General features: G+C 32.9%; 18 protein-coding genes. 6 read left to right on the top strand and 12 right to left on the bottom strand.

Going from position 1 to position 21,415, the window contains the following annotated elements; genetic code table 11:
• Positions 1-64: 64 nt before the first annotated feature.
• Positions 65-238, bottom strand: coding sequence for a hypothetical protein (locus tag Anndu_RS00465; RefSeq protein WP_464102487.1), 174 nt, complete (start codon positions 236-238; stop codon positions 65-67).
• Positions 239-645: 407 nt separating this feature from the next.
• Here Anndu_RS00465 and Anndu_RS00470 point away from each other — a divergent pair, with 407 nt between their 5' ends.
• Positions 646-2,571: an AMP-binding protein gene (locus Anndu_RS00470; RefSeq protein WP_464102488.1), complete on the top strand. Its 1,926-nt coding sequence runs from the start codon at positions 646-648 to the stop codon at positions 2,569-2,571.
• Between the two features lie 83 nt (positions 2,572-2,654).
• Here Anndu_RS00470 and Anndu_RS00475 read toward each other — a convergent pair whose 3' ends face one another.
• Positions 2,655-3,845 (bottom strand): DUF1176 domain-containing protein, encoded by a 1,191-nt coding sequence (locus Anndu_RS00475; protein ID WP_464102489.1) that lies wholly within the window; start codon positions 3,843-3,845, stop codon positions 2,655-2,657.
• Positions 3,846-4,004: 159 nt separating this feature from the next.
• On the opposite strand from Anndu_RS00475, the gene Anndu_RS00480 reads away from it, so the two are divergent.
• The 4 genes from Anndu_RS00480 (at position 4,005) to Anndu_RS00495 (ending at position 12,237) form a co-directional block, all read left to right on the top strand.
• The gene (locus Anndu_RS00480) at positions 4,005-5,444 is read left to right on the top strand and encodes a deoxyhypusine synthase family protein (RefSeq protein ID WP_464102490.1); all 1,440 of its coding nucleotides are present in this window, start codon (positions 4,005-4,007) and stop codon (positions 5,442-5,444) included.
• 199 nt (positions 5,445-5,643) lie between these two features.
• Positions 5,644-7,644 carry a biosynthetic arginine decarboxylase gene (speA, locus tag Anndu_RS00485; protein ID WP_464104012.1) on the top strand — a complete coding sequence of 667 codons (2,001 nt, stop codon included), beginning with the start codon at positions 5,644-5,646 and terminating at the stop codon, positions 7,642-7,644.
• 171 nt (positions 7,645-7,815) lie between these two features.
• On the top strand, positions 7,816-8,928 hold the full coding sequence (locus tag Anndu_RS00490) for a histidinol-phosphate transaminase (RefSeq protein ID WP_464102491.1): 1,113 nt from the start codon (positions 7,816-7,818) through the stop codon (positions 8,926-8,928).
• A gap of 120 nt (positions 8,929-9,048) precedes the next feature.
• Positions 9,049-12,237, top strand: coding sequence for an efflux RND transporter permease subunit (locus Anndu_RS00495; protein WP_464102492.1), 3,189 nt, complete (start codon positions 9,049-9,051; stop codon positions 12,235-12,237).
• A 121-nt stretch (positions 12,238-12,358) separates the two neighbouring features.
• On the opposite strand, the gene Anndu_RS00500 is transcribed toward Anndu_RS00495, so the two are convergent.
• From Anndu_RS00500 to Anndu_RS00510, 3 genes are all read right to left on the bottom strand, one after another.
• Positions 12,359-13,282 carry a histone deacetylase family protein gene (locus Anndu_RS00500; RefSeq protein ID WP_464102493.1) on the bottom strand — a complete coding sequence of 308 codons (924 nt, stop codon included), beginning with the start codon at positions 13,280-13,282 and terminating at the stop codon, positions 12,359-12,361.
• Positions 13,283-13,312: 30 nt separating this feature from the next.
• Positions 13,313-13,867 (bottom strand): protein kinase domain-containing protein, encoded by a 555-nt coding sequence (locus Anndu_RS00505; protein WP_464102494.1) that lies wholly within the window; start codon positions 13,865-13,867, stop codon positions 13,313-13,315.
• Between the two features lie 76 nt (positions 13,868-13,943).
• Positions 13,944-15,005, bottom strand: coding sequence for an IS630 family transposase (locus Anndu_RS00510; protein ID WP_464102495.1), 1,062 nt, complete (start codon positions 15,003-15,005; stop codon positions 13,944-13,946).
• Positions 15,006-15,253: 248 nt separating this feature from the next.
• On the opposite strand from Anndu_RS00510, the gene Anndu_RS00515 reads away from it, so the two are divergent.
• On the top strand, positions 15,254-15,739 hold the full coding sequence (locus Anndu_RS00515) for an REP-associated tyrosine transposase (RefSeq protein WP_464102496.1): 486 nt from the start codon (positions 15,254-15,256) through the stop codon (positions 15,737-15,739).
• A 266-nt stretch (positions 15,740-16,005) separates the two neighbouring features.
• On the opposite strand, the gene Anndu_RS00520 is transcribed toward Anndu_RS00515, so the two are convergent.
• The 7 genes from Anndu_RS00520 to rpsK all read right to left on the bottom strand — a co-directional run bounded on the left by Anndu_RS00520 (position 16,006) and on the right by rpsK (position 21,386).
• On the bottom strand, positions 16,006-17,373 hold the full coding sequence (locus tag Anndu_RS00520; RefSeq protein ID WP_464102497.1) for a protein kinase domain-containing protein: 1,368 nt from the start codon (positions 17,371-17,373) through the stop codon (positions 16,006-16,008).
• Between the two features lie 200 nt (positions 17,374-17,573).
• Positions 17,574-17,981, bottom strand: a complete 408-nt coding sequence (rpsI, locus tag Anndu_RS00525) for a 30S ribosomal protein S9 (RefSeq protein WP_464102498.1) — start codon at positions 17,979-17,981, stop codon at positions 17,574-17,576.
• Entirely contained in the window at positions 17,981-18,433 is a 453-nt protein-coding gene (gene rplM, locus Anndu_RS00530) for a 50S ribosomal protein L13 (protein ID WP_464102499.1), read from the bottom strand. Before rplM ends, rpsI begins: the two co-directional genes overlap by 1 nt.
• Before the next feature lie 143 nt (positions 18,434-18,576).
• A complete protein-coding gene (truA, locus tag Anndu_RS00535) occupies positions 18,577-19,425 on the bottom strand; it encodes a tRNA pseudouridine(38-40) synthase TruA (protein ID WP_464102500.1) in 849 nt (282 codons plus the stop codon).
• Positions 19,426-19,457: 32 nt separating this feature from the next.
• Entirely contained in the window at positions 19,458-19,808 is a 351-nt protein-coding gene (rplQ, locus tag Anndu_RS00540) for a 50S ribosomal protein L17 (RefSeq protein WP_464102501.1), read from the bottom strand.
• Positions 19,809-19,902: 94 nt separating this feature from the next.
• Entirely contained in the window at positions 19,903-20,847 is a 945-nt protein-coding gene (locus Anndu_RS00545) for a DNA-directed RNA polymerase subunit alpha (protein ID WP_464102502.1), read from the bottom strand.
• Between the two features lie 149 nt (positions 20,848-20,996).
• Positions 20,997-21,386 carry a 30S ribosomal protein S11 gene (rpsK, locus tag Anndu_RS00550; protein ID WP_464102503.1) on the bottom strand — a complete coding sequence of 130 codons (390 nt, stop codon included), beginning with the start codon at positions 21,384-21,386 and terminating at the stop codon, positions 20,997-20,999.
• Between the last annotated feature and the right edge of the window lie 29 nt (positions 21,387-21,415).

A 21,415-nucleotide genomic window follows, 5' to 3' on the forward strand; every position in this document is an offset into this window, starting at 1 on the left:
CGATTAATTAAGAAAATTAAAGTTTAACTAATCTCACTAAAAAATCTAAAATCTTAAAAGATCGTTATTTTTTTAAATTTTGTAATTGTTGTAATAAAAGATTGATTTCCGCATCAAGATGAAGATACTTAACTTGTTGATCGGCACAATAAGCTTTTTGTAAGGCGATCACACGAGGATCTAAAGTTGTAGAAGTTTCCTCTTTACTGGTTTTTTGTGTTAAAAGTTCAGTCGTCATATAAATTTTTATTGGTTTTTTGTTTTATAAAATTGATTAATTATCTTTCCTAATCATCTTAACTCAATGTTAACAAAAATTAACATTTAATTTTAATATGATTAATATTAGATTTTATTATGATAGGGCAAAGGGTTAATAGACTTGGGGCAAAACTGAAGTAATAAGTAATAATTGATCTTGGCAAAAAAGGTTAACAATTTTATGATTTTTTAGTCGTCATTTCTTAGTCTTAAGAAGACTTTAACAGTTTTTTTATAATAATTGAAATCTTACAAAATATTTAAGATTATTAGATCAGAATTAATTATTAATTAGACTTTGCTAACAGTTTAATGATAAATCTGCTCAAAAACAGAAAAATTAAATTATATTAGATTAAAAAGTAAACCATTTTAGATAAATTTATGCTTTCTTCTCGATCTGCTTTAATAGATTATACTCAAGCTAAATGTTTACCCGAAATTTGGCCAATTGGAGTTAAAAATTTTGGTGATACTTTAGCAGTTTACGATCCCCATCGTAAACCGGAAGTAAAATTAACCTATAGTCAATTATGGGAAAAAATACAACAATTTGCTTCAGGGCTTCAGGCTTTAGGTATTAAAAATAATGATAAAGTATCTTTATTTGCCGATAATAGCCCACGTTGGTTAATAGCAGATCAAGGTATTATGACGGCCGGATCTGTAGATGTAGTTAGATCTTCCCAAGCAGAAAAAAATGAATTACTTTACATTTTAAAAGATAGTGATAGTGTTGGTTTAATCTTAGAAGATTTAAAAACATTTCATAAATTAAAAGATAGTTTAGAAACTTTTAATTTAAAATTAATTGTGTTATTATCTGATGAAAAAACCGATCAAGAACAATCATTTAAAATCTTAAATTTTCTTGAATTGATGGAAGTAGGAAAGGATCATCAATTAGAATTTTCCAAACATACTCGTCAAGATCTAGCAACTTTAATTTATACATCAGGTACAACCGGCCAACCTAAAGGAGTAATGTTATCTCATGGTAATTTATTACATCAAGTTATTAACATTTATGGGATTATTTATCCAGAAATAGGTGATAAAATTTTAAGTATTCTTCCTACTTGGCATTCCTACGAAAGAACCTGTGAATATTTCCTTTTTGCTAATGGTTGTACGATTATTTATACTAATTTAAGATCAATTAAAAAAGACCTTCAAAAATTTAAACCAACCTATATGGTAGCCGTACCCCGTTTATGGGAATCTATTTATGAAGGAGTACAAAAACAATTTAGGGAACAACCGATTAAAAAACAAAAATTAATTAACTTTTTCTTTAATTTATCCCAAAATTATATCATCTCAAAAAGAATTAGTAATAATTTAAGTTTAGAACATCTTAATGTTTCTAATTTAGAAAGATTTAAAGCTAAAATTAAAACTATCTTTTTAAGTTTAGGCCATGTTTTAGGAGATAAGATTATTTATCAAAAAATAAGGGAAGGTACGGGGGCAAAATTAAAAGCCGTCTTAAGTGGCGGAGGTGCATTAGCTCCCTATTTAGAGACTTTTTTTGAAATAGTTAATATCCCTGTTTTAGTGGGCTATGGTTTAACAGAAACTTCCCCCGTTGTTTCCTGTCGCACTTTAAAACATAATTTAAGGGGTTCATCCGGTAAAGCCATTGCTGAAGTACAATTTAAAATTGTAGATCTGGATACCCGTCAAGCCTTATCATCAGGGCAAAAAGGGGTTGTTTTAATCAAGGGATCCGCCGTCATGCAAGGTTATTATAAAAAACCCGAAGCCACCGCCAAAGTGATAGATCCTGAAGGTTGGTTTGATAGTGGCGATATAGGCTATTTAACCGCCGATGGTGATATTGTTTTAACAGGTCGGGCTAAGGATACAATTGTTTTAACTAATGGTGAAAATATTGAACCACAAGGCATTGAAGATGCTTGTTTAAGAAGTGCCTATATTGATCAAATAATGTTAGTAGGGCAAGATCAAAGATATTTAGGTGCTTTAATTGTCCCCAATTTAGACGCTTTAAAACTGTGGATAATTCAACAAAATTTAAACTTAAATTTACCTGATCCTGATGCTTCTTTTGAGGAAATTAAAGTTAGCGATCTCTATAAAAATGAGGTCATAAATTTATTTAAAGAAGAATTTACCAGAGAAATTAAAAATCGTGCAGGTTATCGTCCCGATGATCAAATTAAAGTATTTGAGTTAATTTTACAACCCTTTACTATTGATAACGGTATGATGACTCAAACTTTGAAAATTAAACGTCCAGTAGTAATGACCACCTATGAAAATATTATTAATTCTATGTTTATTTAAGTAATAATTTTATTTTTTGGTTTCGCCCTTACCCCTCCCATTGGAGGGGCTTTCTTTAATCAAATTAATAATTATTAGGGAAATTATTGAGGATAAATCACAGGCCAATTGTCAGCAGAAAAGGGCTTATTACAATTAAAATTAGCCCGATATTCTAACAGTTCAAAACTAATTTCTTGCCATTGATAGAGGGCTGAAGTACCGCAACCACCATGGCCGGCATATTTACTAAAAATAGATAAAGTTTGATTATTTTGATTATATTCAACAAAACCAGTTCTAAACATTTCTTGTTTTTCAATAATTTCTCCATTTTGATCTTGCTCAAAATCAGTTAAATATAAAGGTTGAATATTATTATTATTAACAATTAAAAAATTAGAACCACCTTGATAAGCACCCTGATAACAATGAATTATCACTAATTTTTCTTGATTATTAATAGCATAAACTTCTGAATTTTCTTGAGCAATATTTTCTTGAAAACCATCTTTACATACTCCTAATTCTTCTTTTTGCTCTAAAATATTATTAATAATTTTTCCCTCTAATAATTGTTGATTAGATTGATTAGAATTAGAGTTTTTATTACTATAAATTACCGGATAATTTTCAGGATCAATTTCTTGCCCATCACATTGAGGTTTAGCCCGATATTCTATTAATTCAAATTGATCATTTTTCCATTGATATTGAGAGGTAGATCCACAGTCTTCTAAGCCCCGATCTTTAGTGTAAATATTTAAGATTTTTTTCTCTGAATTATAATTGCTTATTCCCGCTAAAGATTTAACAGAATTAGAGTTAAATTCTCCCTGATTGTCAACAGTAAATGATTTAAAAAGTAAAGGTTTAATCGTTAAATTATTATCTTTATTTTGATATAAAATATATTCATAATTACCCTGATAAGCCCCCATAAAACACAAAACTTCGACTAAATAATCTTGATTATTTAAGGGGTAAACTGAAGAAGATTCTGAAGAAACTGCTTGATCTAATTGGCCATCACAAAGTTGAATTTCTTGTTCTTTACTATAAACTATTTTAAGAATATCATCTTTTGATTTTTGAGGGGATGAAATTGGTGATTTTTGATTATTTTTATTAGGGGATGGATTTTCTGATTCTAAATTGATCGCAGTAGGCTCACTTTTGATATTAGAATTATTAGAGTTATTGTTAACATTATTAACCTTTTCTTTAGAACAACTAAAAGTAAATAATAACAACAAAATACTGGTGGCTAGAGTTAGGATTTTTGAGGGGGGCATAAATAGGAAATTCTCCAAAAATAGGTGATTTTAATAAACAATTTTAAATTATGATCTTTTATGATATAATGAAATGTTAGCAAAAAGTTTAAACTAAAATTAACTTTATTTTAAACTTATTTGACTCAATTTGTTAATGTTAATTTTGATTAAGAAAAAATGTTTACAGAATTAAAACTTTTAGACCTTAAACAATGTAATTCAGTAGCTGATCTGGTAAAAAGTATGACTTTTTGCTCATTTGGGGCTAGAATGTTAGGAGAAGTAAGTGAAAAGTTAACACAATGGATCAGGGAAAAGCAAACAATTATTGCTATATATGATGGTCATTTGGATAGTTCTTTAGGAACATTATTAAAAACAATGGTTGAGTTAAAATGGCTATCAAATTTAGTTGATTCTCAAACCTATTTTCAACAGATTAATCAAGATTTGATCACGCCACATCACGCCTTAATTGTTGGTATTTATTCAGAAAAATATGAAGGTGCAATTTATGATCATCCTCAAGAATCAATCTTTATTAATCAGTATGGCAAAGTTAAACCAAATCAAGTTACGGATGGCTATTATCCTAATGTAATTTTTGCTGATCCAAATTTCATTTTACCTTTAATTTATGCAGTTTTAAAAGAGAATTTAGAAGGGGAAAAAACCACCGTCACTCAATTAATTAATACTTTACAAAATTATCAAGGTTTAGCCTTAGAAGTCAGCCAAGGTGCTAGGGTTTTAACTAATATGATTAAAGACCCTAATTGTACAGTGTTTTTAACCTTAAGTGGGGCAATGACTGTGGCTAAAATGGGTTTAATTATTTGTGATTTAATTGATCAAAAAATGATCAACGGAATTTGCAGTACAGGTGCCTTAATGGCTCATGGTTTAGTAGAAAGTGTTGGTTTAAAACATTTTAAATATAATCCAAAAGATGATGATAGTCAATTAGCACAGGCAAAGTTAAACCGAATTACTGATACTTTAGAACCGGAAACTAATTTAGATCATATTGCAAATGTGATCAATCAAGTTTTAAGTGAATATGATCAAAAAGAATATTTAAGTCCTAGTTTATTTCATCAATTAATAGGTCAATATTTAGCAGAAAAATATCCAGATCAAAGGGGTATTTTAAAATCAGCTTATTTAGAAAATGTACCCGTTTTTGTCCCTGCTTTTAACGATTCAGAAATTGCCAATGATATTTATGTTCATAATTTATTAAGGGAAAAAAATCAACAGGATAAAATTGTTTTTAATTTGGAATTAGATACTAAATTTTTAGTAGAAATGGTAACTAATTCTCGTAAAATTGGTATTTTTACAATTGGGGGAGGAGTACCCCGTAATTTTATTCAAAATGTGTCACCTTTAATTGAAATTATTAATGAGCGAACTAATTTTAATTTACCTGAACATAAATTTGCTTATGGTTGTCGAATTTGTCCCGATCCAATGTATTATGGACATTTATCAGGATGTACCTATTCTGAAGGTGTTTCTTGGCGCAAAATGGACGATCAAGGACAATTTAGTGAAATTCACTCAGATGGGACTTTAATTTTACCATTTTTAGTTAAATATGTGATGGAAAATTAATGATCTTTTGAGAATTGACAATTGACAATTAATCATTGATAATAATTAATTGTCAATTGTTGAAAATCATAATTTAACTATTTTTTATATTAATTAATCTGTTAGATGAGGTTATTAATTAATGGAAATAACATCGAGTTCGGCTACTCTCAATCTTGAGAATAATAAACAAGAAAATCTTAATTATCAAAAAAAAACAATGAATCAAGAGCAAAATAAATCTTTAACACAAGTAACATCAGAAACTTGGACAATTGAAGATAGTCAAGAACTCTATCAAATTCAACAGTGGGGAGAACCTTATTTTTCTATTAATGAAAATGGTCATGTTAGCGTAGCTCCTAAGCCAGAAATTAAAAACAAATTAGATCTATTTGAATTGGTAGAATCTTTAAAAAAACGCAATATTAATCCCCCTTTATTGATTCGTTTTTTAGATATTTTAGAAGATAGAATTAAGCGTTTAAATTCTTGTTTTTATGATGCTATTTCCCGCTACGAATATCCGGGTCAATATCAGGGAGTTTACCCTGTTAAATGTAATCAACATCGTCATTTAGTGGAAGCTTTAGTTAAGTATGGAAAACCCTATAATTTTGGTTTAGAGGCAGGATCAAAGCCTGAATTAATGATTGCTTTAGCGATGTTAGAACCTGATTTATTTAATCAAGAAAATGAACCTCTTTTAATTTGTAATGGTTATAAAGATAAAGAATATGTTAAAGCCGCCCTTTTAGCTAATCGAATTGGGCAAAAAACTATTATTGTAATTGAGCAATTAGAAGAACTATATTTAATTTTAGAAGTAATAGAAGAATTAGAGATTAAACCAACAGTTGGAGTTAGGGTTAAATTAAGTAAAAAATCCGCTGGAAGATGGGAAACTTCCACAGGAGATCGAGCTAAATTTGGCTTAACAATTCCTGAAATTTTAACAGTTGTTAAAGAATTAAAAGCTTTAAATTTATTAGATTGTTTACAACTTTTACATTTTCATATTGGCTCACAAATTTCCTCAATTAGTGTGATTAAAGATGCCATTCGTGAAGCATCTCAAGTCTATGGAGAATTGGTAAGATTGGGGGCAAATATGAAATATTTAGACGTGGGAGGCGGTTTAGCCGTTGATTATGATGGCTCAAAAAGTAAGTTTTATGGCTCAAAAAATTACAATATGCAAAACTATGCTAATGATGTAGTTTCAGGAGTTCAAGAAACCTGTAAAAAAAGAAATATTCCCGTCCCAATTTTAATGAGTGAAAGCGGGAGAGCAGTTATATCACATCAATCAGTGCTTATTTTTAATGTTTTAACTACCAGCGAGATCAGTAACAAAATTCCCGATCCGATGACAGAAAATTTCCATTCAACTTTAGTTAATTTTTGGGAAACCTATCAAGCAATTAATATTAAAAACTGTCAAGAATCTTATAATGATGCAATTCAATTAAAAGAGGAAGCATTTAGTTTGTTTGAATTAGGTTATTTATCATTAGAAGAAAGGGCAAAAGCTGAAGATTTATATTGGGCTTGTTGTCAAAAAATATTACAAACAATTCGTCAAAATGATTATTTACCTGATGATTTATTAGAATTAGAAAATAAATTAGCTTCTATTTATTATGTTAATTTTTCAGTTTTTCGCTCTGTTTGTGACTCATGGGCGATCGAACAATTATTTCCCATTATGCCCATTCACCGCTTAAATGAAAAACCAGATCAATTGGGAATTTTAGCCGATTTAACTTGTGATAGTGATGGCAAAATTGATCGTTTTATTAACATTATGGGGGTGAAAAACTTATTAGAATTACATTCAGTTGAAGAATTAGAAACTGGCAAAAAAAATCCCAATTATTTGATTGATTATTATGAAATTAAACCTTATTATTTAGGGCTATTTTTAGTGGGTGCATATCAAGAAAATTTAGGTAGTTTGCATAATCTTTTTGGTGATACTAATGTAGTTCACATTACGATGGATCAACAGGGATATGAAATTACTTCTTTAGTTCAAGGTGATACAATTAAAGATGTATTAACCTATGTTCAATATAATGTAGATGATTTAATTGAAACAATCCGTAGACGTACGGAAAAAGCCTTACAAAATAATCATATTACGATTGAAGAATCCCAACTTTTATTACAAAATTATACCCAAAGTATGAGAAGTTATACATATTTAGTTGAGGATTAATTTGATCAATTGTTAATTGATCAATAATCAATCAAACAAAATTTTAGTTCAATTAATTGAACTCTTTAAATTAGCATCGAAATTAAGTTCGATGCTAATAGTATTAGTTAAGTAAAGTTAACTGTCTTAATCTTATTTTTTCAGCCTTAAATTAAGTAAAATATGTCAAAAATGTTAAATTTTATTCGCCCAGAAATTAATCAATTAAAAGCTTATACTCCCCATCCGGGAGGTGCAATTACAGTTAAAGTAGATCAACTTGATACCAATGAAAGCCCCTACGATCTCCCCCTAGAAATTAAAGAAAAATTAACTGAAATTTATCAAAAAGAAATTTCAACAAATCGTTATCCTGATGGTAGTCATCACGAATTAAAAGAGGCTATTTCTCAATATGTAAATGAATCAATTTTAGGGGATATTTTTAATAGTAAAAATATCTCCATTGGTAATGGATCAGATGAATTAATTAGATCATTATTAATTGCCACTTGTGTGGGGGGATCCGGATCAATTTTAGTGGCCGATCCTACTTTCTCAATGTATGAAATATTAGCTCAAACTTTAGGGATTAAAACCTATCATATTGGCAGAAATGAAATTGATTTTTCCATGAAGATAGATCAAGCTAATACTATTATTAATAGTACCCAAAATCCACCAATTAAAGTAATTTTTGTTTTACATCCTAACTCCCCTACTGCTAATAGTTTAAACTCTGAAGAAATTAATTGGTTAAAAAGTATTAGTCAAGATATTTTAGTAGTAATAGATGAGGCCTATTTTGAATTTAGTCAAACTACTTTAGCAGGAGAATTAAATAATTATCCAAACTGGATTATTTTACGCACTTTTTCTAAAGCTTTTCGTTTAGCGGCACATCGGGTAGGCTATGCCATCGCCTCAGAAGAAATAATTAACGCCTTAGAGAAAATCCGTTTACCTTATAACCTTCCTAGCTTCTCACAAACCGCCGCTTTATTAGCAATAAAAAATCGAGATTTAATTTTACCAATTATTAATAATATTCTTGAAGAAAGGGCTAAAATTTATCAAGAGTTAGGCAATTTTCCAGCGTTAAAAGTATGGAAAAGCAACGGTAATTTTATCTATGCCCGTTTAAATTGTGAACCTGAAAAATCACAGGAAAAACATCAAAACTTAGTAGAAAAATTAAAATTAAAAGGAACATTAATTCGTCATACGGGAGGAGGTTTAAGAATTACCATCGGAACGCCCGAAGAAAATCAAAGAACATTAAATAATTTGGCTAGTTTTTTATAGTTAAAATTGTTTGCCCTCAAGGATTTTTACCTCACTTTTCTCTAAAAGTTTAACGCAATTATTATTATTAATTTTGCCTTTTTCTTAATTAAAATTGTTCAATCTTAAATTTTTTCTCTTATGGTTGATTTTTTTATTAAAAGACCCGTTTTTTCGAGTGTTTGTGCTTTAATTATTCTTTTAATTGGCATAATTAGTATTTTTAATCTCCCTGTAGATCGTTTTCCTGATATTAGCCCCACTCAGATCCAAGTGACGGCACGTTATAGTGGTGCTGATGCTCAAGTGGTGGAAAATGCCGTTACTAATATTTTAGAAAGACAAATTAACGGGGTTGAAGGTTTAAAATATCTTTCTTCGAGTAGCAGTAACGATGGCACTAGCAGTATTACCGCCACTTTTGACGCTTCCCGTAATAAAGATTTAGCGGCCGTTGATGTGCAAAATCAAGTCTCGATCGTTGAGTCTCAATTACCTGAAATTGTCCAAAGAGCCGGAGTTTCCGTTAGTAAACAATCTACTAATATTCTAATGGGTTTCGGTTTATTTAGCGAAAATAAGGAGTATGATAACTTATTTTTAAGTAATTATGCTGATCGCTATTTAGTAGACGCTTTAAAAAGAGTGGAAGGGGTGGGCAGTGTGCGCATTTTGGGCGAAAGACGTTATGCCATGCGTTTATGGCTTGATCCCACCCGTTTAGCTAGTCGTGGCCTAACTCCCGCCGATGTTTCCCAAGCCTTAAGGGAACAAAATATTCAGGTAGGGGCGGGTAAAATTGGCTCTGAACCTGCGATCGAGGGGCAAGAATTTCAGTTAGATCTACGCGCCGTTAGTCAATTAACCAGCCCTGAAGAATTTGAAAATTTAATCCTCAAAAGCGATGAACAGGGCGGAATTATCCGTTTTAAAGATGTGGGTAGGGTTGAATTAGGCTCACAAGACTACGGTTCTTTTGTGAGGTTTCGGGGTGTGGATGCGGTTGGGATGGCGGTTTATCAGTTACCCGGCTCTAATGCGTTACAAGTGGCCGCAAGGGTGAAAGCGGAAATGGTCACATTATCAAAGGAATTTCCCCCCGGCCTTCAAGTAAGATTAGCTTTTGATACCACGGCTTTTATTCGGGAGTCTTTAAAAGAGGTAATTATTACCCTTTTTGTCTCCATTGGCCTAGTAGTTTTAATTATTCTCGCTTTTTTACAAGATTGGCGTACTACTTTAATCCCTTCTTTAACCATTCCCCTCGCTTTAATTGGTACATTTGCCTTTGTTAAAGTCTTTAATTTTTCTATTAATACTCTAACTTTATTCGGTTTAACTTTAGCTACGGGCATGGTGGTGGATGATGCGATCGTAGTAGTGGAACAAATACACCGCTATATCCAAGATAAAAACATGGAAGCCCATGAGGCCGCCAGTGTTTCCATGAAACAGCTATTTGGGGCGGTGATCGCCACCTCTTTAGTGTTAATGGCGGTGTTTGTGCCTGTGGCTTTCTTTCCGGGTACAACGGGCGCATTATATCGTCAGTTTGCCCTCACAATCGCTTTTTCGATCGCTATTTCTACTTTTTTGGCTTTAACTTTAACCCCTTCTTTATGTGGTTTAATGTTGCGTAAAGGACAACATCCCCCCGCATGGTTAGAGCCTATTTTCAACACTTTTAACCGTTTTCTCGATTGGGTTAATCTTAACTATGAAAAAAGTTTAAAGTTTTTAACCCATTTTAAAATGGTGGTAATCGGCTGTTTTGTGGTATTAATCGCCTTAACGGGTTGGTTTTATGTGAAAGTACCAACGGCCTTTTTACCCGAAGAAGATCAGGGTTATTTTATCACCATTGTTCAAGCGCCGGAAGGGGTTTCGATTCAATATACCAGTGAGGTGATCAGTAAAGTTGAAACGGAAATTCTTAAAATGCCCGAAGTGCTAGGCACATTTGCGATCGGCGGTTTTGCTTTTGGGGGTTCGACTCCCAACCAAGGGATTATTTTTACACCCTTAAAACCTTGGCATGAACGCAGTCGCCCCGATCAAAGTGTGAAAGCCATTACGGGGCAATTATTTGGTAAATTTGCCATGATCCCAGAAGCGAGAATTATTCCCATCAATCCCCCTTCTATTCAGGGTTTAGGGTCTTTTGGCGGTATTAGTTTTAAATTGCAAGATCGCCGTGCTAATACGGATCTTGATTCGATGGTGGCCACAATGGGACAATTTTTAGCGGCCGCCAATCAAAACCCTAATTTACAGAGGGTATTTACCCAGTTCTCCGCTAATAGTCCCCAATTATTGGTACAAATTAATCGAGAACGGGCAAAATTATTAGGAGTAAAATTAGATGATGTGTTTAAAACCTTACAAACCGCTTTAGGGGGTGAATATATCAATGATTTCACCATGCAACAACGCTCCTATCGTGTCTATTTACAGGCGGATCAACAGTTTCGATCGAATCCTCAAGATTTAGATGCGCTTTATGTGCGATCGGCTAGTAATGAGATGATCCCTTTATCTAATTTAGTCACTGTCACGACTACAACGGGAGCGCAAAGTATTGACCATTATAACCTATTCCGCGCGATCGAAATTACGGGATCAACCGCCCCAGGGGTGAGTTCGGGAGAGGGGATCAAAATTGTGGAAAATTTAGCTCAAAAAATCTTTCCGGCCGGCTTTAGTTATGAATGGACAGGTATTTCTTTAGAAGAAATTAGCGCGGGAAATTTAGCCCTGATAATATTCAGTTTAGGATTATTATTTGTGTTCTTAGTTTTAGCGGCACAATATGAAAATTATATTGATCCTTTAATCATTATGTTAGCAGTTCCCTTAGCAATTTTAGGGGCATTATTAGCGCAAATGTTAAGGGGATTTCCTAATGATGTTTACTGTCAAATTGGCTTAGTTATGTTAATCGGATTAGCTAGTAAAAATTCAATTTTAATTGTAGAATTTGCTAACCAATTAAGGGCGGAAGGATTACCAATTGTTAAGGCAGTAATACAGGCATCAAAAGAAAGATTAAGACCAATTTTAATGACCGCAATTTCAACTTTAATCGGGATTTTTCCCCTTGTGATTGCTACAGGTGCAGGGGCTGGAAGTCGCAAATCACTAGGAACAGCAGTTTTTGGAGGAATGTTAGTGGCGACATTTTTAAGTTTATTTGTTGTGCCGATTATTTATATAGTAATAAAAATGACAACAGAAAAACTTTTTCCCCCAAAAAGATTAATGTTAGAAAACATACCCCCTCCTCCCCTCCCAACCCTCACAGGTAAAGGAAATTTTCAGAGTCGAGATTAAATTTTAAATCAACAAATCCCTCTTTTTAAGGGGGATGATAAGGGAACATCAAATTTTTTGTCAAAGCACCGTTAATTAATAATTAATAATAATTAATTTTTAACAAATGACAAAGAATCAATTAATTAGATAAACATGGTTTAATAGTTTCAACAACTGATTGGGCGAGGGCTTCAAGATCATAACCACCTTCTAAACCAAATAAAATATTAGGGGTAATTGGTAATATTAATTCTGTAAAAATTCCGTAGTCTTCAGGGTGTAAATAAACATCAGCTAAAGGATCATTTTCATTAGCGTCATACCCCGCACTAACTATTAATAAATCGGGCTTAAATTCCCTTAAAAATGGCAAAACTTTACGCTCAAAAATGGGTTTATAAGTAATAATATTACTCTTGGCGATCATGGGTAAATTTAACACATTATTGTATTTTCCCCCCGTGTCAGAATCTCTCCCCGTTCCCGGATAAGCTGGATATTGATGGAGAGAACAATAGATAATATTAGGATTATCTTCAATAATATTCTGAGTTCCATTACCGTGATGTACGTCCCAATCTAAAATTGCTACTCTGTTTATATTCGGTTTAGTTAGGGCATAATTAGCCGCAATTGCCGCATTAGAAAAGAGACAAAAGCCCATAGAGGTTGTTTTAGTAGCATGATGGCCGGGGGGGCGTGCCAACACAAAAGCAGGATTATGAGTCTCCAAAACTGTATCAATACCATCTAACCAAGCATTGACGGCTAATAAGGCTATTTCGTAGCTTTCTGAGCTTATGGGTGTATCCATATCTAAATAACCGCCTCCCTTTTTAGCAGTTTTTTCGATGCGATCGATCATGCTTTGAGTATGAATTTTTCTGATTAAAGGAAGGGGATCATTTTTATTAAGAGAAGTAGGTAATTTCCATGTTAATTGATCAGCAAAAGAAACTGATTTTAAAGCATTGACAATAGCAGTTAAACGGGCGGGTTTTTCAGGATGAAAAGTACCTGTGTCATGTTTTAAAAATTCATCAGAATAGATAATTGTTACCATAGATTTTTTGTTTTGAAAGTTTAAATATTTTTAATTAATTAATTTTTTTATATTTAATAAAGCTTGTTTTAAATCTTGAGCATTTTTAAAATAAATTTCCGGTTTTTCTCTTAATCCTAAATCAATTAATTCTGCTAACTTTTGAGGTAGATTTGGATTTTGTTTAAGTATGGGAATGGGATCATTTCTTAATATATCATAAAAACTATCGCCTTTAGTAAATTTTCTCACATATTTTCCGGTAATTAAATAATAGAAAATAGCCATCAAACTCCACAGATCGGCGTCAGGTTTTGCATATTTAAAATCTATGACCTGTTGACGGGGCATAAATACGGGTGTTCCCATTGTTCCATTAGTAACAGATAAACCACTAAAACCTGCTAAATCAAAAGCTTTTGATAAACCAAAATCTGCAATTTTGACTTGACAATTGAGGTTATTAGTAGTAAGTAAAATATTATCAGGTAATTGGGGATAACAGTCTTTATTTCTGCCCATAATACAGGTATTTCTTTCATCAAAAATAAATTTTTGACCTGTTAATTTTCCTTCTATTACTGTTAAAATTACTTCTGATTTCATGATTTTATTCCTTGCTTAAATGTGGAACAGGCATCTTGCCTGTGATTGATCAATTAATACCATTTACAAAAAGTAGCTACACAGATAAAGCATTCACAATATAATCCCAACCTGCTAAAGACAGGATAAAATCTTCTTGTAAATTATTTAAGATATTAGCTACTTTATTTTTGACATCATCTAAGTTCTTAAACCAGATATTTTTTAACTGTTGTTTGATATATAACCACAGTCTTTCAATCGGATTTACTTCTGGACAATAAGGTGGTTGAAATAACAAAATTATATTCTCAGGTACTTCTAACTTTTTTGCTCTATGACAAGGTGCATTATCTAACTGTATTATATGAATCTCATCGGGATATTCTTTACTAAATTCTGTTAAATATTTACCAAAGTATTCACTATTAAAATGAGATAGTTCATAGAAAAAACTTTTGCCATTTTCTACTTCGATTAATCCATAAAGATAATAATAGTCATAATGCCATTGTAATTCTTGTTCTGGTTTGACTCCTTTTAAAGTTATTTTCCTTCCTAATTCTGTTCTAAAACCTAATCTAGTTTCATCTTGACACCAGTAACAAATATTTTTAGTATCGCCCCATTTCTCTTTTATTTGAGCTATTATGCCTTTTAATCTTATGGGTAAATACTCTTTAAATACGGATATTACCCCTTCATTTTGATACTCATGATAAGGACGTGGTACTTTTAATTTTGCCCCTAATTCGTATCTCACTAATTGATGTATTGTGGTATAACTTATCTCAATATCTTGACAAGTAAATAACCATATTTTTATTTCTTGGTAACTGTTAAATCCTTGAGGCTCACTTAATTCTTTTTTGACTAGAGCAACTGTTTCTAGCTCTAGTTTTTTTGGTCTTCCTGTTTTATTATGTTCTTGTAATAATGCCTCTAATCCTTCCGTCTTATATAAGTGAAACCATTCGTAAATTGTTCTATCACTACGTCCCATCATTACCGCTAAGTATCTGATCGTTTCAGCCACTTGAATTTTCCAAAGATATAAAGCTTGAACTTTGGCAAAATTCAAAGCTGTTTTTTGTTGTTTCATGAGATTTTTTAGTGTATCTGCTGATTCAATTACTTCTATTTTTGATATTCCTGACATACTATTGCTCCTGTTAATCTATTCCTATACTAACCCTGAACTTACTTTTTGTAAATGGTATAATTTAATTTTGATTGATCAATTAATTTAATTTTGATTGATCAATTAATTTAATTTTGATTGATCAATTAATTTAATTTTGATTGATCAATTAATTTAATTTTGAGTAACAGGCTAGAAGCCTGTTCCACTTTTGAGATAATTTTATTATAAAATAAATAATTATTTTACAATTTTACAATCTTTTTATGAAGTCAGAATCTTTACAAATTAAACAAAGATGTCTTCCTCATTGGGAGTTAGCAGGATCAGTTTATTTTATTACTTTTAATACTTGGGAAAAGTTAGAATTAACTCCTGTTGCTAGAGAAACCGTTTTAAATTGTTGTTTATTTTTTGATCAAAGTCAACACAAAAATCAAGTTAGATATCATACTTTTGCTATTGTAATTATGCCGGATCATGTTCATTGGTTAGTGCAACCTTTACCAAAAAATGATCATGAATATTGGTCTTTAAGTAATATTTTACATAGTGTTAAAAGTTTTAGTTCTAAACAAATTCCTAAAGTTATGAAGCATATTGGTATAGTTTGGCAAGATGAAAGACATGATCGAATTATGAGAAATGATCAAGAGTTTCTTAATACTTGGAATTATATTAGAGAAAATCCTGTTAAAGCTAATTTAGCACAAACTCCTGAAGATTATCCTTTTTTATGGGAAGAATTTTAATTAAATATAAATTACTGTGGAACAGGCTTCTAGCCTGTTATTAAATTTCAATAATAAGCAATTAAGAATTAATAAAAAAAACAGTCACAGGCAAGATGCCTGTGCCACAATTGTGTTTAGATTTTACTTTTTTAAATTGATAATTAATAGGTTATTAAACAAGTAATTAAAAAGATAAATTCCCCTGTGAAACAGGCTTCTAGCCTGTTACTAAAATCATTGATCAAAAATATTTATTTCCCTCTAAAACCTTTATATGTTATATATTAGACAAGAGAAAAGAGTAAAAACCCCCCCTCCCTAATCACCTTCCAACTCCAATAACCTCCATCCCACCCAAAACATGGGAGGTTTCCGAGTGGTTCATTTCTATTAAAGGTTAGATTAGAGTAGTACAACCATTTATCTCCTCTTTTCCAGCCAACTTTTTGTGCGAATCGTTTATAAGCTTCCCAGTCATATTCTCCGGGAGTGCCTCCGCAATTAATATATATCTGTTTCTGTACCGAGAAGCCAAATAGACCTTGAGAATATTTTACCCAAAGTTGATCCATTATTTGCAAATCTTCCTTAGAAAAGTTTTTAAAATCATCTGTAGTAATTTTACTCCAATTTTTTTCGATTACTTCTAATATTTTATTGTTTGTTTCTTGATCTGCTTCTCGCAATTTATTTTCTGCTAATAATTGATCTAATTTACGGTAGTCTATACCTTTACTTGAAATTAATTTAATGGGTTGATTTGCCTCACCCCCCAGCCCCCCTTTCCCAAAGGCAAGGGGGGGATTGGGATTAATTCCTAACATTTCAAACCATTGATCTATAGACTGGGGGCGATCATTTTGTTCTAATTCAATCCCTTTGATAATAGCATTATTTACCTGATCGCTAATATTAGGATTAATCTCTTTTGGAGGTATTAAACGAGGTATAATTGGAGGCTCATTAATAGTTAATAAAGTTGACAAAGTTAAAGCTAGAGAAAATATATCAGAAGCGGGAGTAAATTTAGCTTTTTTGCCGTCTGCTTGTTCAGGTGAAGCATAAAATTGAGTACCTTTAAAAGTCATTACCATTGACCTTTCTAAATCATATTCCCTTGCTAAACCAAAATCAATTAAAATAGCTTGATTATCACTTTCTCTTAAGATAATATTATGGGGTTTAATATCTAAATGAAGATAATTTTTACTATGAACATATTTTAAAGCTTCGCCAATTTGTTGAATAATTTTTAAAGCAGATTTTTCACTAAAAATACCATTATTAGTTAAACATTGAGCCAAATTTTTACCCTCAATATATTCCATAGTCATACACCAAAGATCATTTTCTTTGAACATTTGAGGATAGACTTTAACTATATTTGGATGATCAAAAGTTGCCAATAAAATTGTTTCATTAACAAATTTTTCCTGTAATTCTTGTAAAAAATTATCAAAACCATCAAGATGGCCGTTAGTAGTTTGATAATTTTCTTCAAGGCGATCGAGATTTAAAGTTTTCACACAAACAAGACGATGATTTTGTGTATCTTTAGCTAAATAATTAATGCCAAAACCACCGCTACCAAGCTTATTAATAATTTGATAGCGTTGATTATTAATCGTTGTATTAGGGCGAAAATAACTCATAGCTTAATAGACCTCTTGCAAAAGTAATAAAAAAAGAAAATACAATCAATTCTTTAATCGTTATCATTAATTTTTATAACTTTTCCCTTTTCCCTTTCTCCTTTTCCCCGACTTCTGCAAGAAGTCTAATCATTAATGAAATAAGTACGGTTATTTTAAAACCGTACTTATTTTTGAAATATAACCGATAATGATAAATATTATCGTTTTGAATATTGAGGAGCTTTCCGAGCTTTGTGTAAACCGTATTTTTTACGCTCCTTAGAACGAGGATCACGGGTTAAATAGCCTTCACTCTTTAAAGGGCTACGATTTTCCGGATCTAACTCGCATAAGGCACGCGCCACGCCTAACTTAACCGCATCAGACTGACCAGTTAAACCGCCACCATGAGCATTAACTAAAATATTATACTCATTTTCTAAGCCTAAAGTCTCTAAAGGAGCTTTAACATTGCTGATGTAAGTGGGAATACGATTAAAATAATCACTGCCAGACTTACCATTGACCACAATTTCACCAGTCCCCGGAACTAGACGCACTCTTGCGATCGAAGACTTACGGCGACCAGTTCCCCAATAAACAACTTTATCTGTATTAGCTGACATTAATTACCTCCAGGTATAGTATTAAGATTGAAAATAGTAGGTTTTTGAGCTTGATGAGGATGATTATCCCCCGCATAAACTTTTAATTTGGTGAAAAGTTGTCTGCCTAAACTATTTTTAGGAAGCATCCCTTTAACCGCTTTTTCAATAATTCTTTCGGGAATACGTTGTTGTAATTTATCAAAAGTTTCCTCTTTCATTCCGCCTGGTCTACCAGAATGACGGCGGTAAACTTTTTGTTCTGATTTTTTGCCTGTTACTGCAACTTTTTCCGCATTAATTACAATCACAAAATCCCCCGTATCCATGTGGGGAGTATAAGTGGGTTTGCGTTTTCCTCTTAAAATCATGGCAATTTCAGAAGCTAAACGTCCCAAACGCTGATCCGCCGCATCTATCACAAACCACTGTTGATCTAAACTTTCCTTAGTTGGTAATGGTGTTTTACTCATTTTTAACCGTAAATTTAATAATTTAAACTTTAAAAGTTATTCGTTATTTGTTATTCGTTATTCGTGATCTGTTCGATCATTAATTCCTATTTCTTAACCCATAACCAATAACCCATAATTAATAACTATACACTGTTGACTGATCACTGTTGACTATTGAGTGAAAAAATCGGTTGGCTATCATACCAAAGTTTTTCCTCAAACGGATGATCTTGATACCCTACCCTTAACAAACAAAGCCCTTTAGCCGGAGCGGAATATTTAACCAAATCTCGCCGTTCATTTTGCCAAATTTCGGTAAAATTTTCCAGCGATCGCTTTTTGATCCCCACTTCCACTAACATTCCCATTAAGAGTCTGACCATGCCATATAAAAAACCATTAGCTTGAATTTCCATATAAACCACAGCCCCCTTGCGGTAACAGTCCACCTCTTGCACCTCAACCCAAGAATGATCACGGGAAGAATTAGCCCGATGAAAAGCCGCCAAATGATGTCGACCCAATAAGGGAATCAGTGCAGACCTCATTAAAGACTCATCTAAACGGTCATAATAATAATGCCAAGCCGTGTCCTTAACAAAGAGATTGGGACAGGGATCGTTATAAACGCTATAACGGTATCTTCTCCAACTAGCAGAAAATTGTGAATGCCAAGGATAAGACATTTTGGCAGAAGCCCTAATCAAAATATCATCAGGTAAATGTTGATTTAACACCTTTGCCCAACGATGAGCCGGAATAGAACTTACTACATCAAAATGAGCCACTTGAGCCGCCGCATGAACTCCCGCATCCGTTCTTCCCGCTCCAAATATTGTCACAGGAACACCCGTTATCTGAGCGATCGCCCGTTCAATTTCCCCTTGGATTGAAATATAATTGGGTTGACGTTGCCAACCATGATAATTCGTTCCCAAATATTGAACTAACAAAGCCACACGCTCAAGCGCCGAATCAATGGAATTTTGCTCAAGCTTTTGATCAATCATCACCTTAGCTCACAAAGTAATCACAAATTAGCCTAAACTAATTCAATAATTGCCATTTCTGCATTATCGCCACGTCTTCTGATAGTTCTAGCAATGCGAGTATAACCCCCATTACGATTGCCATAACGCTCTTTAGCCTCAGCAAATAAAGTATGAACTAATTGTTTATCATAAAGATAGCCTAAAGCCCTTCTTCTGGAAGCTAAAGAACCATCTTTAGCTAAAGTAATCATGTGTTCAACTTCCTTGCGTAAAGCCTTAGCTCTAGCCTTGGTAGTTTTAATCGTGCCATAACGAATTAATTGAGTAGCTAAAGCCCTGAGTAAAGCTTTACGTTGATCGGCCGGTTTGCCCAAAAGAGCAACTTTACAGCGATGTCTCATGATTAGTCCTCCTTTTATCTAAAAACATTTATTAATCATAAATTTGTCAATATTGATCACCATTAATCAGCGATCAGTTATCACTGTTCACCGTCTAAGGTTTAGTCTTTTCTTGGGGTAAAGTAATCCCTAAACGATCTTTAAGCGCTTCAATCACTTCTTCAGCCGACTTTTGACCAAAATTCTTAATTTCTAATAGATCTTCTTGAGAATAATCTAATAAATCAGAAACAGAATTAATTTGAGCGCGTTTGAGACAGTTATAAGCCCTTACCGACAGTTGTAACTCCTCGATCGGAATTTGACTGGTGGGATCCTCATCCTGTGGATATTCCTCTTGAATAGTCTCCAAAGTTAAATCCTTAAGGGGATTAAATAGATCCACTAAAATAGTAGCTGACTGAGAAAGAGCTTCCTCTGGTTTAATACTGCCATTAGTCCAAATTTCCAAAATTAATCGATCCCTTGGAGAAGACCCATCAACCTGAGCATCCTCCACTGTATAATTAACCTTAGTCACAGGCATAAACACCGCATCAATTTGTAAGAAATCTAAAGAACTAGACTCATCTTTCCCACGTTCAACCGCTCGATAGCCCTTGCCTTTCTCAATCCGAAACTCCATTTCCAGTTTTGCCCCCTCAGCTAAAGTCGCAACATACTGGTTAGGATTGACTACTTCCACCTCTGAAGGAAGATCAAACTGACTAGCCGTTACGGATCCAGCCGTTGACACAGAAAGCCTACCAATTGACTGTTGATTGGTATGAGATTTAAGGACGATCTGCTTCATGTTTAACATGATCTCTAAAACATCCTCACGAACCCCCGGAATAGTCGCAAATTCATGATTGACACCTGCAATGCGGATAGCTGTAACGGCGGCTCCTTCTAAATTAGACAGTAATACCCGTCTGAGTGCATTGCCCACAGTCGTTCCCTGTCCTCTTTCTAAATGTTCGAGAACAAACTTGCTATACTGACTTTGATCTTTATTATCAGTTTTATTTTCAACACACTCAATTTGAAATTGTGCCACTTCAGTTATGACCTCCCTCTATCAGTTATCAATTTTCAATTTTCAGTTATCAATTTTTAGTTTTTAATCATTAGTTTTTAGTTATTAATAATTAGTAAATATTAATTATTAACACCTTGATTGATGATTAAGCTTTGATTGTTCACTGATTAGACTCTGCGTCGTTTAGGAGGACGACAACCATTGTGAGGAATAGGAGTTACATCTCGAATTAAGGTAATTTCTAATCCACAAGCTTGAAGCGCACGAATCGCAGTTTCACGTCCCGCACCCGGTCCACTCACCATTACTTCAACTTGACGCATCCCTTGTTCCATCGCTCTTTTAGCCGCATTATCCGCCGCCGTTTGAGCCGCAAAAGGAGTACCTTTCTTTGCCCCCTTAAAGCCACTGGAACCAGCCGAAGCCCAAGAAACCGCATCTCCTTTGGTATCGGAAATAGTTACGATCGTATTGTTAAAAGTAGACTGAATATGAGCGACTCCACTGGGAATATTTTTTTTAACTTTTTTAGGACCGCCTTTTTTTGGTTTTGCCATTGAATTTTACTGCTTTTTTGAATGAAATC

The sequence above is a fragment of the Annamia dubia NIES-4383 genome, assembly GCF_055394725.1.